The sequence below is a fragment of the Algoriphagus pacificus genome (assembly GCF_017254845.1).
GTDB lineage: Bacteria > Bacteroidota > Bacteroidia > Cytophagales > Cyclobacteriaceae > Algoriphagus > Algoriphagus pacificus.
Window position 1 is genome coordinate 1,141,521 of sequence record NZ_JAFKCU010000001.1, and the last position, 17,239, is coordinate 1,158,759.

Annotated in this window: 19 protein-coding genes; 9 read left to right on the plus strand and 10 right to left on the minus strand. The window is 39.4% G+C overall.

Annotation, left to right across the window (positions count from 1 at the left end; all coding sequences use genetic code 11):
- Position 1 precedes the first annotated feature (1 nt).
- Together J0A69_RS04755 and J0A69_RS04760 are read left to right on the plus strand one after the other, a co-directional pair.
- Positions 2 to 1,030, plus strand: a complete 1,029-nt coding sequence (locus J0A69_RS04755) for a WD40/YVTN/BNR-like repeat-containing protein (protein ID WP_206585350.1) — start codon at positions 2 to 4, stop codon at positions 1,028 to 1,030.
- Between the two features lie 146 nt (positions 1,031 to 1,176).
- Positions 1,177 to 1,911 (plus strand): 1-(5-phosphoribosyl)-5-[(5-phosphoribosylamino)methylideneamino]imidazole-4-carboxamide isomerase, encoded by a 735-nt coding sequence (locus J0A69_RS04760; RefSeq protein ID WP_206585351.1) that lies wholly within the window; start codon positions 1,177 to 1,179, stop codon positions 1,909 to 1,911.
- 60 nt (positions 1,912 to 1,971) lie between these two features.
- Here J0A69_RS04760 and J0A69_RS04765 read toward each other — a convergent pair whose 3' ends face one another.
- Complete coding sequence (locus J0A69_RS04765; protein ID WP_206585352.1) at positions 1,972 to 2,325, minus strand: hypothetical protein; 354 nt, start codon at positions 2,323 to 2,325, stop codon at positions 1,972 to 1,974.
- Between the two features lie 80 nt (positions 2,326 to 2,405).
- Here J0A69_RS04765 and J0A69_RS04770 point away from each other — a divergent pair, with 80 nt between their 5' ends.
- Entirely contained in the window at positions 2,406 to 2,744 is a 339-nt protein-coding gene (locus J0A69_RS04770; RefSeq protein ID WP_206585353.1) for a tRNA-binding protein, read from the plus strand.
- Here the strand turns inward: J0A69_RS04770 and J0A69_RS04775 are convergent.
- On the minus strand, positions 2,741 to 3,064 hold the full coding sequence (locus J0A69_RS04775) for a Rieske (2Fe-2S) protein (RefSeq protein ID WP_206585354.1): 324 nt from the start codon (positions 3,062 to 3,064) through the stop codon (positions 2,741 to 2,743). The two genes, J0A69_RS04770 and J0A69_RS04775, sit on opposite strands and share 4 nt — an antisense overlap.
- A gap of 115 nt (positions 3,065 to 3,179) precedes the next feature.
- Between J0A69_RS04775 and J0A69_RS04780 the strand changes: the two genes are divergently transcribed.
- Positions 3,180 to 3,938 (plus strand): hypothetical protein, encoded by a 759-nt coding sequence (locus J0A69_RS04780; RefSeq protein ID WP_206585355.1) that lies wholly within the window; start codon positions 3,180 to 3,182, stop codon positions 3,936 to 3,938.
- A gap of 33 nt (positions 3,939 to 3,971) precedes the next feature.
- On the opposite strand, the gene J0A69_RS04785 is transcribed toward J0A69_RS04780, so the two are convergent.
- The 3 genes from J0A69_RS04785 to J0A69_RS04795 all read right to left on the minus strand — a co-directional run bounded on the left by J0A69_RS04785 (position 3,972) and on the right by J0A69_RS04795 (position 6,842).
- Complete coding sequence (locus J0A69_RS04785) at positions 3,972 to 5,114, minus strand: cysteine desulfurase family protein (protein WP_206585356.1); 1,143 nt, start codon at positions 5,112 to 5,114, stop codon at positions 3,972 to 3,974.
- Positions 5,115 to 5,154: 40 nt separating this feature from the next.
- The gene (gene glmM, locus J0A69_RS04790) at positions 5,155 to 6,549 is read right to left on the minus strand and encodes a phosphoglucosamine mutase (protein WP_206585357.1); all 1,395 of its coding nucleotides are present in this window, start codon (positions 6,547 to 6,549) and stop codon (positions 5,155 to 5,157) included.
- A gap of 62 nt (positions 6,550 to 6,611) precedes the next feature.
- Positions 6,612 to 6,842: a hypothetical protein gene (locus J0A69_RS04795; protein WP_206585358.1), complete on the minus strand. Its 231-nt coding sequence runs from the start codon at positions 6,840 to 6,842 to the stop codon at positions 6,612 to 6,614.
- Positions 6,843 to 6,914: 72 nt separating this feature from the next.
- Here J0A69_RS04795 and mazG point away from each other — a divergent pair, with 72 nt between their 5' ends.
- From mazG to fumC, 4 genes are all read left to right on the plus strand, one after another.
- A complete protein-coding gene (gene mazG, locus J0A69_RS04800; protein WP_206585359.1) occupies positions 6,915 to 7,715 on the plus strand; it encodes a nucleoside triphosphate pyrophosphohydrolase in 801 nt (266 codons plus the stop codon).
- A gap of 76 nt (positions 7,716 to 7,791) precedes the next feature.
- The gene (locus J0A69_RS04805; RefSeq protein WP_206585360.1) at positions 7,792 to 8,172 is read left to right on the plus strand and encodes a RidA family protein; all 381 of its coding nucleotides are present in this window, start codon (positions 7,792 to 7,794) and stop codon (positions 8,170 to 8,172) included.
- Between the two features lie 6 nt (positions 8,173 to 8,178).
- Positions 8,179 to 8,664, plus strand: a complete 486-nt coding sequence (locus J0A69_RS04810; protein ID WP_206585361.1) for a hypothetical protein — start codon at positions 8,179 to 8,181, stop codon at positions 8,662 to 8,664.
- Between the two features lie 74 nt (positions 8,665 to 8,738).
- Entirely contained in the window at positions 8,739 to 10,139 is a 1,401-nt protein-coding gene (fumC, locus tag J0A69_RS04815; protein WP_206585362.1) for a class II fumarate hydratase, read from the plus strand.
- 67 nt (positions 10,140 to 10,206) lie between these two features.
- Here fumC and J0A69_RS04820 read toward each other — a convergent pair whose 3' ends face one another.
- From J0A69_RS04820 to J0A69_RS04840, 5 genes are all read right to left on the minus strand, one after another.
- Positions 10,207 to 11,535 carry a dicarboxylate/amino acid:cation symporter gene (locus J0A69_RS04820; RefSeq protein WP_206585363.1) on the minus strand — a complete coding sequence of 443 codons (1,329 nt, stop codon included), beginning with the start codon at positions 11,533 to 11,535 and terminating at the stop codon, positions 10,207 to 10,209.
- A gap of 18 nt (positions 11,536 to 11,553) precedes the next feature.
- A complete protein-coding gene (gene aroC, locus J0A69_RS04825; protein ID WP_206585364.1) occupies positions 11,554 to 12,630 on the minus strand; it encodes a chorismate synthase in 1,077 nt (358 codons plus the stop codon).
- Positions 12,630 to 14,072, minus strand: a complete 1,443-nt coding sequence (locus tag J0A69_RS04830; RefSeq protein WP_206585365.1) for a BatD family protein — start codon at positions 14,070 to 14,072, stop codon at positions 12,630 to 12,632. Before J0A69_RS04830 ends, aroC begins: the two co-directional genes overlap by 1 nt.
- 369 nt (positions 14,073 to 14,441) lie before the next feature.
- A complete protein-coding gene (locus J0A69_RS04835) occupies positions 14,442 to 15,671 on the minus strand; it encodes an ammonium transporter (RefSeq protein WP_206585366.1) in 1,230 nt (409 codons plus the stop codon).
- A gap of 35 nt (positions 15,672 to 15,706) precedes the next feature.
- Positions 15,707 to 16,045, minus strand: a complete 339-nt coding sequence (locus tag J0A69_RS04840) for a P-II family nitrogen regulator (RefSeq protein ID WP_206585367.1) — start codon at positions 16,043 to 16,045, stop codon at positions 15,707 to 15,709.
- Positions 16,046 to 16,323: 278 nt separating this feature from the next.
- On the opposite strand from J0A69_RS04840, the gene J0A69_RS04845 reads away from it, so the two are divergent.
- The gene (locus J0A69_RS04845; protein WP_206585368.1) at positions 16,324 to 17,229 is read left to right on the plus strand and encodes a nucleotidyltransferase family protein; all 906 of its coding nucleotides are present in this window, start codon (positions 16,324 to 16,326) and stop codon (positions 17,227 to 17,229) included.
- Positions 17,230 to 17,239 lie beyond the last annotated feature (10 nt).

Here is a 17,239-nt window from a genome sequence, read left to right on the forward strand (position 1 = left end):
TATGCGGAAGATTTTATGTGTTTTGTTCTGCGGGATTATTTTTTCCTGCCAAACAAAAGAAACGAATACTCCTGAAAGTCCATTGGGCTGGGAGGTATACGAAACACCAGTGAAAGCCTCCTTAAGGGGGCTTTCGCCAGTTACAGCTGAAATAGCCTGGGCTTCAGGTAGCAATGGAACATGGCTAAGAACGATCGATGGAGGGCTGACCTGGGATCATGGTGTAGTAGGTGGCTTAGATACGGTTGATTTTAGATCTATTCATGCTTTTGATGCGCTGAAAGCTGTCGTTGTTTCTGCAGGCCAGCCTGCTGTTATATTTAAAACAGAAGACGGCGGTCTTACTTGGTCCTTAAAACATCAGGAAGGTGAGGAAGCATTTTTGGATGGAATATCATTTTCTAGTCCAGAGAGAGGCTATGTTTTTGGAGACCCTGTAGATGGGAAATGGACGATTTTGCAAACAGCCAATCAAGGTGATTCTTGGTACCCAGTGCTCAACCTACCCGATGCAATAGAAGGCGAAGCCGGTTTTGCTGCCAGTGCTACTTCATTGATTTCAGAGGGATCCAGGATTTGGCTAGGAAGTGGAGGTATGGAAGCTAATCTTCATTTCTCACCGGATCATGGAGAATCTTGGGTAAAGTGGAACTCTCCTTTTGTCCAAGGCGAACCTTCCAAAGGAATATTCTCATTGACAAGTTTAGGAAATGGAGAAATCTTTTTAGTGGGTGGCGATTATGTTGCTATGGATGATACCACAAATAATGCAGCGACATTTATAACTGAGAGAAATGAATGGGTTGCCCCTATTTCTAGACCTAAAGGGTACAGATCTGGAGTTGCGTATTTTCCACGCTTCCATTGGTTAGTTGCCGTTGGGCCAACTGGTTCTGACTTTTCAAATGATGGCGGAAATAGCTGGAAGAATTTTTCGGAAGTTGGTTTCCATGCTGTTAAACTCGGTCATGCAGAAGGCGCAATTTGGGCTTCTGGATCTGAAGGTAGAATAGCAAGGTTGAAATTCTGATTGGGATTTTGACTTTAGCTTTTGGGGTTGACTCTATCAAAAAAATCATAGAATTAAGGGTTGGCTGAGTGAGAAAGTGCCACTCTGTATTATCTTTAAGAAAAAGTTATATTTTCAAAGGCTCTATAAACTTATTATTTTAATACATGTTTGAGATTATTCCATCGATTTGGCTTATAAATGGCAAGTGCGTCCGCTTGAAAAGAGGTGATTTTGCCACTGAAGAGGCTATTTCCAACAATCCATTAGAGATTGCCCAGGGATTTGAATCTATTGGAATCAAAAGGTTACACCTAGTGGATTTGGATGGTGCAAGACGAGGCGAACCTAAAAATTATCATATTCTTGAAGCAATTGCTGGGTATACAAACCTGATAATTGATTTTACAGGAGGTATTTCGACTGATGGAGATGTTATCAAATGTTTGGAGTTTGGTGCTAAATCAGTAACTATTGCTTCGGCAGCTGCTAACCATCCTGAGCGATTCAGCCAGTTTATTCTTTCTTATGGAAGAGAAAAAATCAACTTAGCAGCAGATACTAATCCAGAGGATAAAAAGATAAAAATTAAAGGCTGGCTTAAGAAAACAGAAATAGATCTGTACGATCATATAGAGTTCTTTTATGAAAGAGGGCTGAAATATTTGAAATGCTCAGATGTGACAAGAGACGGAGTAATGCAAGGACCAAACTTTGATCTTTACGCAGATTTGGTAAAGCGTTTTCCAAACTTGCATATTGCTGCTAGTGGGGGAGTCCGAAACATTGATGATTTTAAAAGGCTTAAAGATATTGGGCTAAGAGCTGCAGTATTCGGTAGAGCCTATTATGAAGGAATGCTTCAATTAGATGATCTGGAAAAATTCATAAATGAAGTTTAATCTTAGGAGGGATAAATAAAAAAGAGGCTCGAAGCCTCTTTTTTATTTATCTTGATTTCTTTAATCAGCTTTGAACTTGTCAACTATATAAAGAAAAATATTAAATGATAATGTGGAAGGAGTTGCCTCGTCTTTTTTTACTTCTTTGTCAACTCCACCAGCTGGAAGATCTCTTTTAACAGCAACCTTATTGTTGTTATTATTTTGCAAAGGCTTAGGGGCCAAAATTTTAGGTGCTAAAGATTCAGAATTTGCACCTTGATCATCAATCACTGGCTTATCTGATGATTTAACGTTTTCCAAATCAACCTTCTCTTGACTGCTCTGCGCAAAAGATTCCTCTGCAAAAAAGCATAATCCCAGTACGAAAAGTGCTGATAAGCTAATTTTATAAAAAGGAAATGTAAGTTTCATGAACGTTTGTAAAATTGTGTCCTATTAATGTAAACTACAGTATTTGCAAAAGGTTCTTAAAATTATAAAAAAATTTGTCTATGCAAACGATTGACTATAAAGATTTCGACAAAATTGAATTAAGAGTTGGGACAATTACACATGTAGAAATTTTTGAGAAAGCCCGAAAACCTGCTTATAAAATTTGGATTGACCTTGGCGAAGCTTTGGGAACCAAAAAATCTTCTGCTCAGGTTACGGACCATTACAGTCCCAAGCAGTTGATTGGAAAACAGGTTCTATGTGTTTGTAATTTTCCTCCTAAACAAATTGCAGATTTCATGTCTGAAGTTTTGGTAACGGGCTTTACCTCAGAAAAAGGAGGGATTATTTTAGCTACAGTAGATGGCCAGGTTCCAAATGGAGCAAAGCTTCATTAAGGAAGTAGAATTATTAGGCCTTTATTGGTTAACTCCGTTGAGTAGATTTCTAAATCTGAGCAATATCCAGCCCTAACGCTACCTGTTTTCAAATCGAATCGATATTGATGTAGGGGGCAAATGATTTCTTCCAATTGATTGATGCTGCCTTCGAGAAGTGAGGCTCCTTTGTGTGGGCATGAAGATTGGAACGCATGGAATCTATTTTCAATCCTCAACAGGCCTATTGATTTATCGCCTACCAAAACTTTCTTTAAGGTCCTTTCGGGAATTATCTCAAGTATGTTTTCCCTTGAATTACCTAGTGTGAATTTTTTCATGTGGGTTTGGTAGCAAAACTTTTGGTTTTAAATCGCAATAAGAAAAGAAATGATTGGTTTTTTGGTATTTCTTGATGAATTTTCAGAATAAAGAAGTTTTTAACCCATAGAAACCATGAAAATATTTGCTTTATTCTCTTTTCTCTTGATTTTTATTGGTGTTCAGGCCCAAGATTTGGAAGGAGCCTGGAAATTGACACACCAAGACGGACGCGAAATAACTGAAGAAGAATATGTAAAAATCTATCAGGACAATTATTTCACTTTTGGTGCTAAAAAAATTGCGGATAACCATTTCATCAGCGCAGGTGGTGGCCCATTTGAATTTAAAGACGGGAATTATTACGAGACCTTGGATTTCTTTACGCTTGATCCATTCCAAGTTGGAACCACTAATAAGTATAAACTAGATCTTGCAAATGGTAAAATGGTCATTTCATCTGAAATCAATGGGAGAATGTTAGTAGAGATTTGGGAGAAAATTTCAGATGAAGAAAATGAGCTTACAGGCAATTGGGTGATAACAGGAAGAAAAAGAGATGGTGAGATTTCACGATCTACTCCCGGAGCAAGAAGAACCATCAAAATGCTTGGTGGCGGTCGGTTCCAATGGGTTGCTTTTAATTCCGAGACTAAAGAGTTTTCAGGATCAGGAGGTGGGACTTATACCGCCGAAAATGGGAAGTATGTTGAAAATATTACCTTCTTTTCAAGAGAAGATAGCCGAGTAGGAGCGAGTCTAAGCTTTGATTTTGAAGTGATAGATGGAGAATGGCATCATTCAGGGAAAAGCTCTACAGGCAATCCTATTTACGAGATTTGGACACCATACGCCATCGGGTATAAACCAGCTACTATGATGGCGGAGCAATAAACAAAAAAGGAGCTTTTTAAAGCTCCTTTTCTTTTATACTTCTACAGCATATAATTCTTTCAATTTAGCAATGGTATAATCTATTTCTTCGATGGTATTATACCTGCTGAAAGAAAATCTGACAGCATCTCTTTCAGGTTTATGATTCAATGCTCTTAATACATGAGAACCTACTGTTGCGCCTGAGCTGCAAGCGGACCCGCCTGAAGCTGCAATTCCTTCCAAGTCTAGATTGAACAATAACATGCCGCGATTAGCTTCTGATGGCGGTAAGCTAACGTTGAGGACTGTGTACAAGCTTTTATCCAATTCTCCTGAGAGCCCATTAAATTGTACCTCTGGAATTGCTTCTGAAATGCTCTTGATAAAATGACTTTTGAGAGAAATAACATGAGCTTGATGGCTCTCCATTTCCTCATAGGCAAGTTCAAATGCTTTGGTTATCCCGATGATACCAATTACATTTTCAGTGCCTCCTCTCATATTTCGCTCTTGAGCACCTCCATGAATGAAAGGATGGATTTTTTTATCCTTTTTCACATACAAAAAGCCTGAACCTTTTGGGCCATGAAATTTATGACCTCCTGCTACTAATGAATCTACAGGAAGAGTTTTCATATCATGGGTATAATGCCCCATGGTCTGCACAGTATCGGAATGGAAAAATGCCCCGTATTCCTTGCAAAGGTTACCAATAGCATTCAAATCGTTCAAATTTCCAATTTCATTATTGGCATGCATCAAAGAAACCAATGAATTGGGATTTGCTTTCAAAAGCTCTTCCAGCTGATTTAAATCTATTTCGCCCTTTTCATTGACGTTTAAGATGCTCAGCTTGATATGACCTTTCTTTTCACACACTTCCAAAGTATGTAAAACCGCATGATGCTCTAAGGGAGAAGTAATGGCATGCTTGATACCGTGGCTTTCGATTCCACATACCAAAGCTGTATTATCTGCTTCTGTTCCACCCGAAGTAAAGAAAATTTCTGAAGGTGTGGCATTCAATAATTCTGCTACTTTTTTTCTAGCTCTTTCAATGGCTGTTCTAACTTCTCTTCCTTGACTATGTACTGAGGAAGGATTGCCATAATGGGACTTCATAAATGGAAGCATCGCCTCGATCACTCGATCATCCATTGCTGTAGTAGCAGCGTTATCTAAGTAAACTTTCATTTTAAACTATATTCGGGGTTATACGCTTGGTTTTGGAATCTTATATCAAAGATTCATTGACGATCTCTTTGATATCCTGCATGATTTTTTTTGCCAAATGCTCTGCAGTTGCCTCAGATTCGGATTCAGAATAAATTCGGATAATTGGCTCAGTATTAGACTTTCGCAAATGTACCCATTCTTTTTCGAATTCTATTTTCACCCCGTCAATGTCGTTGATAGGCTGTTTCTTATATTTTTCCTTAATGTCAAGAAGGATCTTATCTACATTGATTTCTGGAGTAAGTTCAATCTTGTTTTTGGAGATATAATAATTTGGATAAGTTGCCCTAAGTCTTGAAATAGTCTTTCCAAAGTTTGCAAGATGAGTCAGGAATAAACCAATACCCACCAAGGCATCTCTTCCATAATGAGAAGCAGGGTAAATGATCCCGCCATTTCCCTCACCACCGATTACTGCATTAACGGCTTTCATCTGGTTTACCACATTTACTTCACCAACGGCTGCAGCGGTATAGGTGCCTTCATGACGCTCAGTTACATCTTTCAGAGCTCTAGTTGAACTCAAATTGGATACTGTATTCCCTTTTGTTTTGGATAGCACATAGTCTGCCACAGCGACCAAAGTATATTCTTCTCCAAAAGCTGAACCGTCCTCATTTATAAATGCCAATCGGTCTACGTCTGGATCAACTACAATCCCAAGGTCGAAACTGCCTTTTTCCAGTTTATGGGAAATATCTCTAAGATTTTCTGGAAGTGGTTCGGGGTTGTGGGGGAAATGCCCATCTGGAGTACAATACATTTCCTCAATCTCAGTTACTCCCAAGGCCCTGAGAAGCTTTGGAACAGCGATACCACCAGTTGAATTAACAGCATCAACCACCACCTTAAAATTTCTGGCTGCAATGGCATCTTTATCAACCAATTCTAGATCCAAGACATGCTGAATATGTCTATCGATGTAATCGTCGATAACTGTGTATTCTCCGATTTTTTTAACCTCAGCAAATGAAAAGTTCTCTTTTTCAGCTTTGTCAAGAATATCCTTTCCCTCTAAGTCTGAGATAAACTCGCCTTTCGAATTCAAAAGTTTAAGAGCATTCCATTGGATAGGATTATGACTGGCTGTCAAGATAATTCCGCCACCGGCTTTTTCTAAAGGAACTGCAAACTCAACGGTAGGAGTGGTACTGAGACCAAGGTCAATCACATGGATTCCCATGCCTTGAAGGGTCGCAGATACCAACTTGGAAATCATTTCTCCAGAAAGTCGAGCATCTCTGCCGATGACGATTTTTGGATTTCCGGTATTTTCAAGTACCCAAGCTCCGTATGCTGAGGTGAATTTTACCACATCGACTGGGGTAAGGCCCTCGCCAGCTTTACCTCCAATAGTACCTCTGATTCCAGAGATCGATTTGATTAGGGACACGTAGTGTAATTAGTTTAGTTAAAAATGAGAATGTCCTGAATAATTTTTTGTCAGGAAGATTTTTATTTGAATTTGGCCATCACTTTGTCTACTTCATTGTCAGGATTGCCGCAGCCGCTTGTCGCGTCAACGGTTTTCCCACAATAGCTGCAGGTTCCTCCATCTTTATTCAAATAAGGGTTTTGTGAGGCACAAGTGCCTTTAAACTCTCCGTTTTTGATGAAAATGAGTCTTACTGACATCAAAATGAAGAATAATGCCACAAAACCTAGGGTAAGATATACAGTTGCCATAACGGATAAATTTGCGCAAATTTAAAGCTTTACTTCGAAAACGTCCATAATTCCAGCTTAGTTTCCTTCACCATGTCAAATTTGAGTACAAGAGCCCAGCAGCTGGCTGCTTTTGATAAATTATTAACCATTATGGATGAGCTAAGAGCTCAGTGTCCATGGGATAAAAAACAGACGACGGAAAGCTTAAGGCATTTGACAATCGAGGAAACTTTTGAACTCTCAGATGCGATTTTGGAAGGAAATCCTGATGAAATCAAAAAAGAGTTAGGGGATATTTTATTGCATATTGTTTTCTATGCGAAGATAGGTTCCGAAGAAGGTAATTTTGATATAACCTCTATGATTGACTCACTTTGTGAAAAATTGATCAGGAGACATCCTCATATCTATGGTGACACGAAAGCTGAAGATGAGGAAGCTGTCAAACAAAACTGGGAAAAAATCAAACTGAAAGAAAAAGGCAATGTTTCTGTTCTAGGAGGCGTTCCTAAATCACTTCCTGCACTTATCAAAGCGATGAGAATTCAGGAAAAGGCCAGAGGAGTTGGGTTTGATTGGGAAGAAAAGCATCAAGTCTGGGAGAAAGTGGAAGAGGAAATGCAGGAATTTAAAGAGGAATTTAATGCTGCAGCCGATGAAGAAATCGATCACGAGAAGGCCACAGGCGAGTTTGGGGATTTGTTGTTTTCACTGATCAATTACGCCAGATTTATTGAAATTAATCCAGAAGAAGCTTTGGAAAGGACCAACTTGAAGTTTATCAAAAGATTTCAGTTTCTTGAAAATGCGGCAAAGGCATCTGGAAAGAGTCTTGCCGATATGACTTTGGCAGAAATGGATGTTTATTGGAATGAGGCGAAGAAACAGTGATCGGAAGCCTTATCGACTGATAAGAATTCAAAGTAGAATAAATAAAGATTTTAAAACGAATAGGAATTAGTAACAAATGGCAAATCAGATAATTTTCACAAAAGAAGCGCCGGCACCCATCGGGCCATATTCTCAGGCAGTTTTATCTGGAAATACTCTATATGTTTCTGGACAGATAGCTTTAGATGCCGAGACTGGAGATTTAATCAATGAAAATATCACAGAGGAAACACATGCAGTGATGAAGAATCTGGAAGCTGTGTTGAGAGCTGCGGGTTTTAGCTTTTCCAATGTGGTGAAATGCACCATTTTCATTAAAAGTATGGACGCATTTGGCACAATCAATGAAGCCTATGGACAGTATTTTAAATCAAACCCACCGGCAAGGGAAACCGTGGAAGTAAGTAAGCTTCCCAAAAATGTGAATGTTGAAATCTCCTGCATCGCTGTAAAATAGAATTAAGTGAACCTCCTTCCCTTCCATAGCGAAACATTAGTCAGTGCCCTATCCAAGCAAGAGGTTTTGGGGCATTTGATTCGTGTTACGGCGGAAGTTAATTACCTAGATCAAAGGACAAGAGGAGACAAAACTATTTTATTCAATGGGATGGTTGGCCAAAAAGGTTTCAGGATTTCCAAAGTGGTGGACAAAGGAGATACATTTTTACCCTTGGTTTTAGGGCAAGTGGAAGAGACGCCAAGAGGAAGTATTATTTTCTTGAAATATAAATTGTTTCCCGGTGCTCTATTCTTTTTGGCTTTTTGGTCAGTTGTCCTACTTGGTTTTGCTGGATATTATTTTGGCCTGATCCAGAATTTCTTCTACGGAGGAATTTGCCTTTTCCTGAGTTTATTAAACTATGGCTTGGCAATTTATTTTTTCAATAGGCAGGTTAAAGCCTCAAGAACCGTTTTCTATAAATTAATCAATTTGCAGTTAAAGGATTAATCCGCTGCATGCTAGGGAAAAAAGTAAGTAGCAGTTAATTTAGCGCCCAAAATAAATTCAATATTCCTGAAAATATGAGCTACAGAATAGAAAATGACACGATGGGGCCTGTGGAGGTTCCTTCAGACAAATATTGGGGTGCCCAAACCCAGCGTTCTATCAATAATTTCAAAATTGGTGGAGAGAAAAACAGAATGCCTATTGAAATCATCAAGGCATTTGCCATCCTTAAAAAAGCTGCGGCTTACACTAATGCAGAACTTGGAGTTTTGGATAAAGAAAAGGCAGAGATCATCGGGAAGGTTTGTGATGAGATCCTAGATGGTAATCACGATGATCAGTTTCCGTTAGTTGTTTGGCAGACTGGTTCTGGAACTCAGTCAAACATGAATGCAAATGAAGTGATAGCTTACAGAGCTCATGTTTTGATGGGAGGGTCTTTAAATGATTCCAAGAAAAAAATCCATCCAAATGATGATGTGAATAAGTCTCAATCATCCAATGACACTTATCCTACAGCCATGCATATTGCTGCCTATAAAATGGTGGTGGAAACAACTTTACCAGGAATCAAAAAACTGAGAGATACGCTTGCTGACAAAGCTGAGTCTTTCAAAAAAGTTGTAAAAATTGGCCGAACTCACTTTATGGATGCTACTCCATTGACACTTGGGCAAGAATTCAGTGGATATGTAGCTCAGTTGGATCATGGGATCAAAGCCATCAACAATACACTAAGCCATCTTTCTGAATTGGCTTTGGGAGGAACTGCTGTTGGTACTGGCCTTAATACTCCACAAGGATATTCAGAATTAGTAGCTCAGAAGATTGCTGATATTGCAGATCAACCTTTTGTTACAGCGCCAAATAAATTCGAAGCATTGGCTGCACACGATGCGATGGTGGAAACACACGGAGCATTAAAGCAGGTGGCTGTCAGCCTAATGAAGATTGCTAATGATATCCGTATGCTTTCATCAGGTCCAAGATCAGGAATTGGAGAAATCCTTATCCCTGAAAATGAACCAGGATCATCCATTATGCCAGGCAAAGTAAACCCTACTCAAGTTGAAGCTATCACAATGGTAGCAGCTCAAGTAATGGGAAATGATGTGGCGATTACTATTGGTGGTGCTACAGGTCATTTTGAGTTGAATGTATTTAAGCCACTTATTGCTGCTAATTTCTTGCAATCAGCTCGATTGATCGGAGATGCTTGTGTGTCATTCAATGATAATTGTGCAATTGGAATCAAACCAAATGATGCAGTGATCAAACGTCATTTAGAAAATTCTTTGATGCTTGTGACAGCATTGAATCCATATATTGGATATGAAAATGCAGCAGCTATTGCCAAGAAAGCACACAAAGAAGGAACAAGTTTGAGAGAAGCTGCGATCGCATTGAATTTGGTAACAAACGAACAATTCGATGAATGGGTAAAACCAGAAGATATGATCGGGAGCTTGAAATAAAGGTCCTAAAAAGTAAAAAAGCCGGCTCAAAAATTTAGAGCCGGCTTTTTTTATGGATTAATACGGATTATTCATTTGGGGTCAAGGGATTTGATTTTCTGATCAAACCATCAGGTAATTCCCCTTCAGTACTTGCTACAATCGTACAAACTGTGGCGTCTCCTGTGACATTCACCACTGTTCTAAACATATCCAAAATTCTGTCTGGAGCAATAATCAAGGCAATCCCAGCGGCTGGGACACCTATCGATTCTAGGACGATAATTAACATGATCAATCCTGCTCCTGGCACGCCCGCCGATCCAATAGATGCCAAAGTAGCAGTAAGCACGATCATCAATTGTTGTGTCAAACTGAGATCCATTCCCAAAGCCTGAGCGATAAACACAGCAGCTACGCCTTGATATAAACTCGTTCCGTCCATGTTAACAGTAGCACCAAGTGGCAATACAAAACTTGAGATTTCTTCTGAAACTCCCAGCTCTTCTTCAACCTGCTTCATAGTCACAGGCAGAGTAGCCGAACTTGAACTGGTAGAAAATGCCAATAATTGAGCTGGACGGATTGCTTTAAAAAAGTCCTTGTATTTCACTTTTGTGAATGACATCAAAATCAAAGGATATACAACCAGCACCATGGTAAATAAGCCAGCGACAACCACTAGACTGTATTTTAATAGTGCTAGAAGTAATTGAACTGCAGAATCAGGATTATCTCCCGCTATTTCTACAATCAATGAAGCCATCAAAGCAAAAACCCCATAAGGAGCAATCATCATGATGTAATTCACAATCTGGATGATCACATCATTCATTCCATCAAAGAAAGCGATAACTGGTTCTGCTTTAGACTTCTGGATTTTAAGGAGAGAAACGCCTACAATGATGGCAAAAAATACCACTTGAAGCATGGCTCCATTATCTGTTGTGGCTTGGAAAACGTTTTGCGGAACAATATCCACTAAAGGTTGCAATGGACTTTGTTTCTGCAATTCTGCTGCTTGACCAACCCGAGATCCAGCGTCACCTTCATAAAGTGTCATCAGGTTTTCTCGCGTTTCTGCAGGTAAGCTTTTTCCAGGTGCAAAAACATTTACCAAAACCAATCCAATGGTCACAGCGACTACAGTAGTAATAAGGTAGGTAGCAATGGTTTTGCCCCCAATGCGGCTGAGTTTAGAAATGTCTCCCAGATTGGATACCCCGACAATCAAAGAAGCCAAAACCAATGGTACGGCTATCATTTTCAATGCATTGATGAAAATTGTACCAACTGGCTTGATGTAATCCAGTGTAAAAGAATTTGGAATTGCAGTCTTGATGACGATCAAACCAAAAACCAAACCTAAGACTAGGCCAATGATGATCTGTGTGTGTAAGGGTATCTTTTTTAACATCTAAAAGGCTTTTATAACTTAAAGTTTGTTGCTTTTTGCTAATAATATATTGTCTGCTATGACCAATGCCGCCATGGCTTCCACAATCGGTACTGCTCTAGGCACAACGCATGGATCATGACGTCCTTTTCCTGAAACTATAATTGTTTCACCGGCCTCATTGATGGACTCTTGATCCTGCATGATCGTTGCCACAGGCTTAAATGCTACTTTAAAATAGATGTCTTCTCCATTGGAAATACCTCCCTGGATGCCACCTGAATAATTGGTTTTGGTTTTGACTTTATCACCCTCTTTGAAAAATGCATCATTGTGTTCTGAGCCTTTCATAGTGATTCCCTCGAAACCACTTCCATATTCAAAACCTTTTACAGCGTTGATACTAAGCATGGCTTTTCCCAATTCTGCATGTAACCTGTCAAAAACTGGTTCTCCAATTCCTGCAGGAGTATTTGTGATGACACAGGAAACCACTCCTCCAATAGTATCTCTTTCCAGTCGGACGGAATCTATTAGTTGAATCATTTGATCAGCAACCTCAGGATCAGGGCATCTGACGATGTTTTCCTCTGCCAAAGCAAGATTCATTTCCTGATAGGGTTTCTCTAGTCTGAGGCTGCCTACTTGACTTACATAAGCTTGAATGCTCACTCCATAATGCTCCAAAAGTTGCTTGGCAATTGCTCCGCCCGCAACTCTTGCTGCAGTTTCTCTAGCACTACTTCTTCCTCCTCCTCGGTAATCACGGATGCCATATTTTTCAAAATAGGTGTAGTCGGCATGAGATGGACGGAATTTATCTGAAATATGAGAATAGTCTTTACTCTTTTGGTCAGCGTTTCTAATGACGATCCCTATGGGTGTACCAGTAGATTTTCCCTCAAAAACTCCTGAAAGTATTTCTATTTCATCTTCTTCTTTCCGTTGGGTGGTGATCTTGGATTGCCCCGGTTTTCTCCGCTGCATTTCTAAGCGAATTTTTTCCTCGTCAATAGTTAATCCAGCTGGACAACCTTCAATGATGACTCCTAAAGCTACGCCGTGAGATTCGCCGAATGTGGTGATCTTGAATAGCTTACCAAATGAATTACCCATTATTTCTTTCTTATAATCAACACTGCCAATAATATGACTGCTGCCAAAAGGAGTATGTTGATTCCTGTGGTAAAATAGTATTTATATTGCTCGTTTAAAAACCGGTTGTCTTCAACATCTATCCTATCATAAAGTCCTCCTAATCGTTGACTTGATAAGGCTTGATTGACTTTACTCTCTCCTACAACTTTGATTTTGGCCTCTGGTCGCAAGGTATCATAAACCGCTCTAGCAGGGTCAAAATAAATCCATTCAAAATGATCTGCCAAATTTATATCGCCTGCTTCGTTGATCGTGATGTAATAATTAAACTCTTTGATACCTGAAACACGCCCATAACCGCGGTTGATTTGCTGTCTTACATCAGGGTCGTAAGTATTTAGGTTTGCGCCGGAAAGCCTTCTAGGAGGTTGGATGGCATTGATGTTACCCACGCCGCTAATTCCAAAATTGTAATCAAAGCCTTGGCCAGTTTCTACCTCAATATTTTTGATATTTTCACGGATCTGGTATTCCCCTACACTCACCTCATTTTTCAGTGGATGTGGCGGTAATGGTTTTACTTTGATGGTTTTGGCACTAGAAATAAATGTTTTGAAGTCTTCTTGTCTATTCGCTCCAAAGAATGTCGGGTTCTTCGCGACACGATACTTGATCATTTCCCAAGAAATCCGAGGTATTTCAATTTCTCCTTCTGAAAAAGGGAAGAAAGTTGCCTCGAACACTTTATATCTCGTCCATCTTTTGCCATTGATGGTGACCTGCTCGGGTTCAATATTGGTGATGTTGTAATTTTCCTCCCAAACATTCGAAGGCTTTACTTTTTTTAGAATTTCATCTAACTGTCTTCCTGGCTCATAAAATTGAAAAGGAGCTTGATTGGCCTCAGACATATAGAAAGCCAAATTTAGATTAAACCCTTCTCCTACATAGACCTCATCTTTATCAACTGCCAAAGAAAAAAATGCATCATCTTCCACCTCCACAAATTCGGGTTCCTCCGTGGCAGATCTTCCGAAGAAATTGGCAAAGGGGTCTTGGGCTCTCGAAGCAGATGAACTTGCGGCATCTCCCACAGTGATGGTTTTTCCTTGGGAGGAATACGCGTTACCATTGATGATAATATCAAAGCTAGGAAGAGTGAAATTACCTTTTCGAGAGGGCTTGTAATATTGAATGATACTATTGGAACTACTCATTTGCCCATTGATCAGGTTCATGGACGAGGATTGAGAGATTCCTTGTTTCTGGAAACTTGGGATATCTGGAAACTGATCGTAGGACTTTATTTTGTCATTGGATAGGGTTACTTTAATCGTAAAGGTTTCATTTAATCCAATTTCATCCGGACCCAGTTCAATTTCTACATTTTGGGCTTGAGCGCTAACAAATTTTAATAAAGTCAGGCATACCAAAGCTGTTTGAAGGATCGTTTTAATCATAGTTGCGAAATTAGGGATAATTCTATTTTATGACGCCTTTAAATAACGTAACAATCGGATAAATGCTTCCGTACTCTTATATAATTTCAGTTAATAAACCCTAAACTCTTTAAACTATGATAGAATATGTAAAGACCATTCTGCAAAAAGTCAGCTTTAGTACTTACTTATTTGAACGAGAGCTGAGGAAAGGCCTGAGGCTTATTTTACCAACAGAATTTGAGGAATTTAGAGTATGGTGTTATGACACCTTCGGTAAAATCCACCAAAGTACCCTCAATCGATATTTTCAACCAGCATATTAAATTGCAAAAGCCCCGTTCCATAAAGGTTCGGGGCTTTTTCTTGGTTGGTGGTAGTTAGTAATATTTAATCTTTTGTATTGAAATCCGGATAGGCACTCATGGAGTGTTCATTGATATCCAATCCTTCAGTTTCTTCTAGTTCATCCACACGGATGCCTGTTGTTTTCTTCAAGACGAAGAAAATAATGCCGCTGAATAGTACGCAGAATACTCCAACAGCTGCAACTCCGATCAATTGAGAAATAAATTGACCCATTCCTGCTAACTCTCCGAATATCCCTACAGCTAATGTTCCCCAAATTCCGCCTACTAGGTGAACAGAAATCGCACCTACAGGATCATCCACTTTGATTTTATCGAAGAATACAACAGCGAACACAATCAATCCGCCTCCTATGAAACCGATGATGGCAGATTCTCCTACGCCCATCTGATCAGCACCTGCGGTAATTCCTACCAGACCGGCAAGGATACCATTAAGTACCATAGTGATATCGTAAGTTTTGAATTTCAAGAAAGAAACAACCAATGCTCCAAAAGCTCCAGCAGAAGCTGCGATACAAGTAGTCACAAATACTTTGGAAACCAATCCTGGGTCAGCACTCAAAACAGAGCCACCGTTGAATCCGAACCAGCCAAACCAAAGCAAGAATACACCTGCTGTAGCCATTGGGATGTTATGTCCAGGAATTGCAGTCATTCCTTTTTCAGTATACTTTCCAAGTCTAGGGCCTAATAGATATGCACCTACTAGTGCTCCCCAGCCACCTACAGAGTGTACAATGGTGGATCCTGCAAAATCGTAAAATGGAGTCTCAAGAGTGTTTAGGAATCCTCCACCCCATTTCCACATGCCTACGATGGGGTAGCAGATAGCAACATAAAGGATTGAGAAAAATATGAATGGTCCAAGCTTAACTCTTTCTGCTACAGCTCCAGAAACAATCGTAGCTGCAGTAGCTGCAAACATGGCTTGGAAAATAAAATCTGTGAAGAAAGTATATCCAGCATTGTAATTACTTGAATCCCATCCTTCTGGAAGCGGTAATCCGAAGCCTGCAAATCCAAAGAAGGATCCAGCAAAGTCAGCACCAGGATACATTAAGTTGAAGCCTACAAAAGCATAAGTTAAAAGGCCGATTGCAGGGATGATTGTGTTTTTGAAAAGGATGTTTACTGTATTTTTTGCGCGTGTCAATCCAGCTTCCAAACTGGCGAATCCTAAGTGCATGATGAATACCATTGTTGTGGCAACCATCATCCAAAGGTTATTGACGGTAAATAATTCTTGCATAGGTTTGAATAAGTCAGGGGTGAAAATGAATTTGATTAAAGAGCGTCTTCTCCTTTGTCGTTATTTCGGATTCTGTATGCATCCAAAACATCGTAAACAAAGATTTTTCCATCACCAATTTCCCCTGTTTTACCTTCTGTCAGGATACAATTGATTACAGGTTCTACCAGCTCTTCTACTGTTACGATTTCCAATTTGGTTCTTGGAATGTAAGCTGGTTCATAGGCTACACCTCTGTAGGTTTGTTGACGGGCATGTTCCAGCCCCATACCTTTTACCTCATAGAAGGTTAAAAACTTCACACCTAGGCCAGCCACGCATGCATGAATCTGGTCAAATCGAGAAGTTCGAATAATCGCCTCTATTTTTTTCATTTTTCACAATGGGTTTAGTGGTTTATTGAGATTTTGGCATGAAGGTAATAGAAAAATTAAATCAAAATCAATAGCTCGTTAAAAAAATAACTGCTTTGATCAAAAATTGCAGAATATTATTAGGAGCATGGGTGTACAGGAGATTAAAGTTCTTCAAAAACCATAAAATATATCAGAAGTTGGTTTTTTGACAAACCAGGTTTGTCCATTCCTTAGATTACAGAAGTTTGGCTCGCTGCAATAAAAAATTAATTTTGCAGGCGCATTACCAATATATTATGAATCAGAAACCAACACTTTTAGTATTAGCAGCCGGAATGGGTAGTCGGTATGGAGGGAACAAACAAATTGATGGGTTTGGACCTAGTGGAGAGACTATTTTGGAATATTCAATTTATGATGCGATCCAAGCTGGTTTTGGCAAGGTAGTTTTCATCGTTAGAAAAGAGATTCTCGAAGAAGCCAAAGAAATGTTCCTTCCTAAAATGAAGGATAAAATCGAGGTTGATTTTGTAGTTCAATCTTTGGATAGCTTTGTTCCAGAGGAATTGAAACAAGCGGATCGTAAAAAGCCTTTTGGAACAGCCCATGCTGTTTTATGCGCTAAAGATGCGATTAAAGAACCTTTTGCTGTAATCAATGCGGATGATTTCTATGGCCGTGAAGCTTTCGTAGAGGTAGGTAAATTCCTGACTTCTGAAGTTAAGCCAGATTTAAACGCCATGGTTGGCTATGCTATTCAAAATGTGCTTTCTGAAAATGGTACAGTAAGCCGTGGTGTTTGTGATACCAATGAAAAAGGTCATTTAACAGGAATGATAGAAAGGACTTCAATCGCTCGAGAAGGTGAAAAAATCGTTAGCCGAGGAGAAAATGAAGTACTGGAAATCGCTGAAGATACTCCTGTGAGTATGAATTTCTGGGGATTTCATCCGAGTGTTTTTCAGGAAATCGAGTCCATGTGGAATGAATTTCTTCCAGCCAATTTGGAAAACTTGAAATCTGAATTCTACATTCCTACCGTTGCAAATAATCTGATCCAATCAGGAAAATCAGCTTTCGAAATCCTTAAAGGAGGAAAAGTTTGGTTTGGCGTTACTTATACAGAGGATAAACCAGTGGTTATTGAAGCATTAAAAAAGCTTCATGCAGACGGGGAATATCCCGATTCTTTATGGAAATAAATGAAAGAGG

Bases quoted from the DNA above. Each gene is read 5' to 3' on its own strand.
- J0A69_RS04755 (WP_206585350.1), top strand. From the start codon at position 2: ATGCGGAAGATTTTATGTGTTTTGTTCTGCGGGATTATTTTTTCCTGC.
- J0A69_RS04760 (WP_206585351.1), top strand. From the start codon at position 1,177: ATGTTTGAGATTATTCCATCGATTTGGCTTATAAATGGCAAGTGCGTC.
- J0A69_RS04765 (WP_206585352.1), bottom strand. From the start codon at position 2,325: ATGAAACTTACATTTCCTTTTTATAAAATTAGCTTATCAGCACTTTTC.
- J0A69_RS04770 (WP_206585353.1), top strand. From the start codon at position 2,406: ATGCAAACGATTGACTATAAAGATTTCGACAAAATTGAATTAAGAGTT.
- J0A69_RS04775 (WP_206585354.1), bottom strand. From the start codon at position 3,064: ATGAAAAAATTCACACTAGGTAATTCAAGGGAAAACATACTTGAGATA.
- J0A69_RS04780 (WP_206585355.1), top strand. From the start codon at position 3,180: ATGAAAATATTTGCTTTATTCTCTTTTCTCTTGATTTTTATTGGTGTT.
- J0A69_RS04785 (WP_206585356.1), bottom strand. From the start codon at position 5,114: ATGAAAGTTTACTTAGATAACGCTGCTACTACAGCAATGGATGATCGA.
- J0A69_RS04795 (WP_206585358.1), bottom strand. From the start codon at position 6,842: ATGGCAACTGTATATCTTACCCTAGGTTTTGTGGCATTATTCTTCATT.
- mazG (WP_206585359.1), top strand. From the start codon at position 6,915: ATGTCAAATTTGAGTACAAGAGCCCAGCAGCTGGCTGCTTTTGATAAA.
- J0A69_RS04805 (WP_206585360.1), top strand. From the start codon at position 7,792: ATGGCAAATCAGATAATTTTCACAAAAGAAGCGCCGGCACCCATCGGG.
- fumC (WP_206585362.1), top strand. From the start codon at position 8,739: ATGAGCTACAGAATAGAAAATGACACGATGGGGCCTGTGGAGGTTCCT.
- J0A69_RS04820 (WP_206585363.1), bottom strand. From the start codon at position 11,535: ATGTTAAAAAAGATACCCTTACACACACAGATCATCATTGGCCTAGTC.
- aroC (WP_206585364.1), bottom strand. From the start codon at position 12,630: ATGGGTAATTCATTTGGTAAGCTATTCAAGATCACCACATTCGGCGAA.
- J0A69_RS04830 (WP_206585365.1), bottom strand. From the start codon at position 14,072: ATGATTAAAACGATCCTTCAAACAGCTTTGGTATGCCTGACTTTATTA.
- J0A69_RS04835 (WP_206585366.1), bottom strand. From the start codon at position 15,671: ATGCAAGAATTATTTACCGTCAATAACCTTTGGATGATGGTTGCCACA.
- J0A69_RS04840 (WP_206585367.1), bottom strand. From the start codon at position 16,045: ATGAAAAAAATAGAGGCGATTATTCGAACTTCTCGATTTGACCAGATT.
- J0A69_RS04845 (WP_206585368.1), top strand. From the start codon at position 16,324: ATGAATCAGAAACCAACACTTTTAGTATTAGCAGCCGGAATGGGTAGT.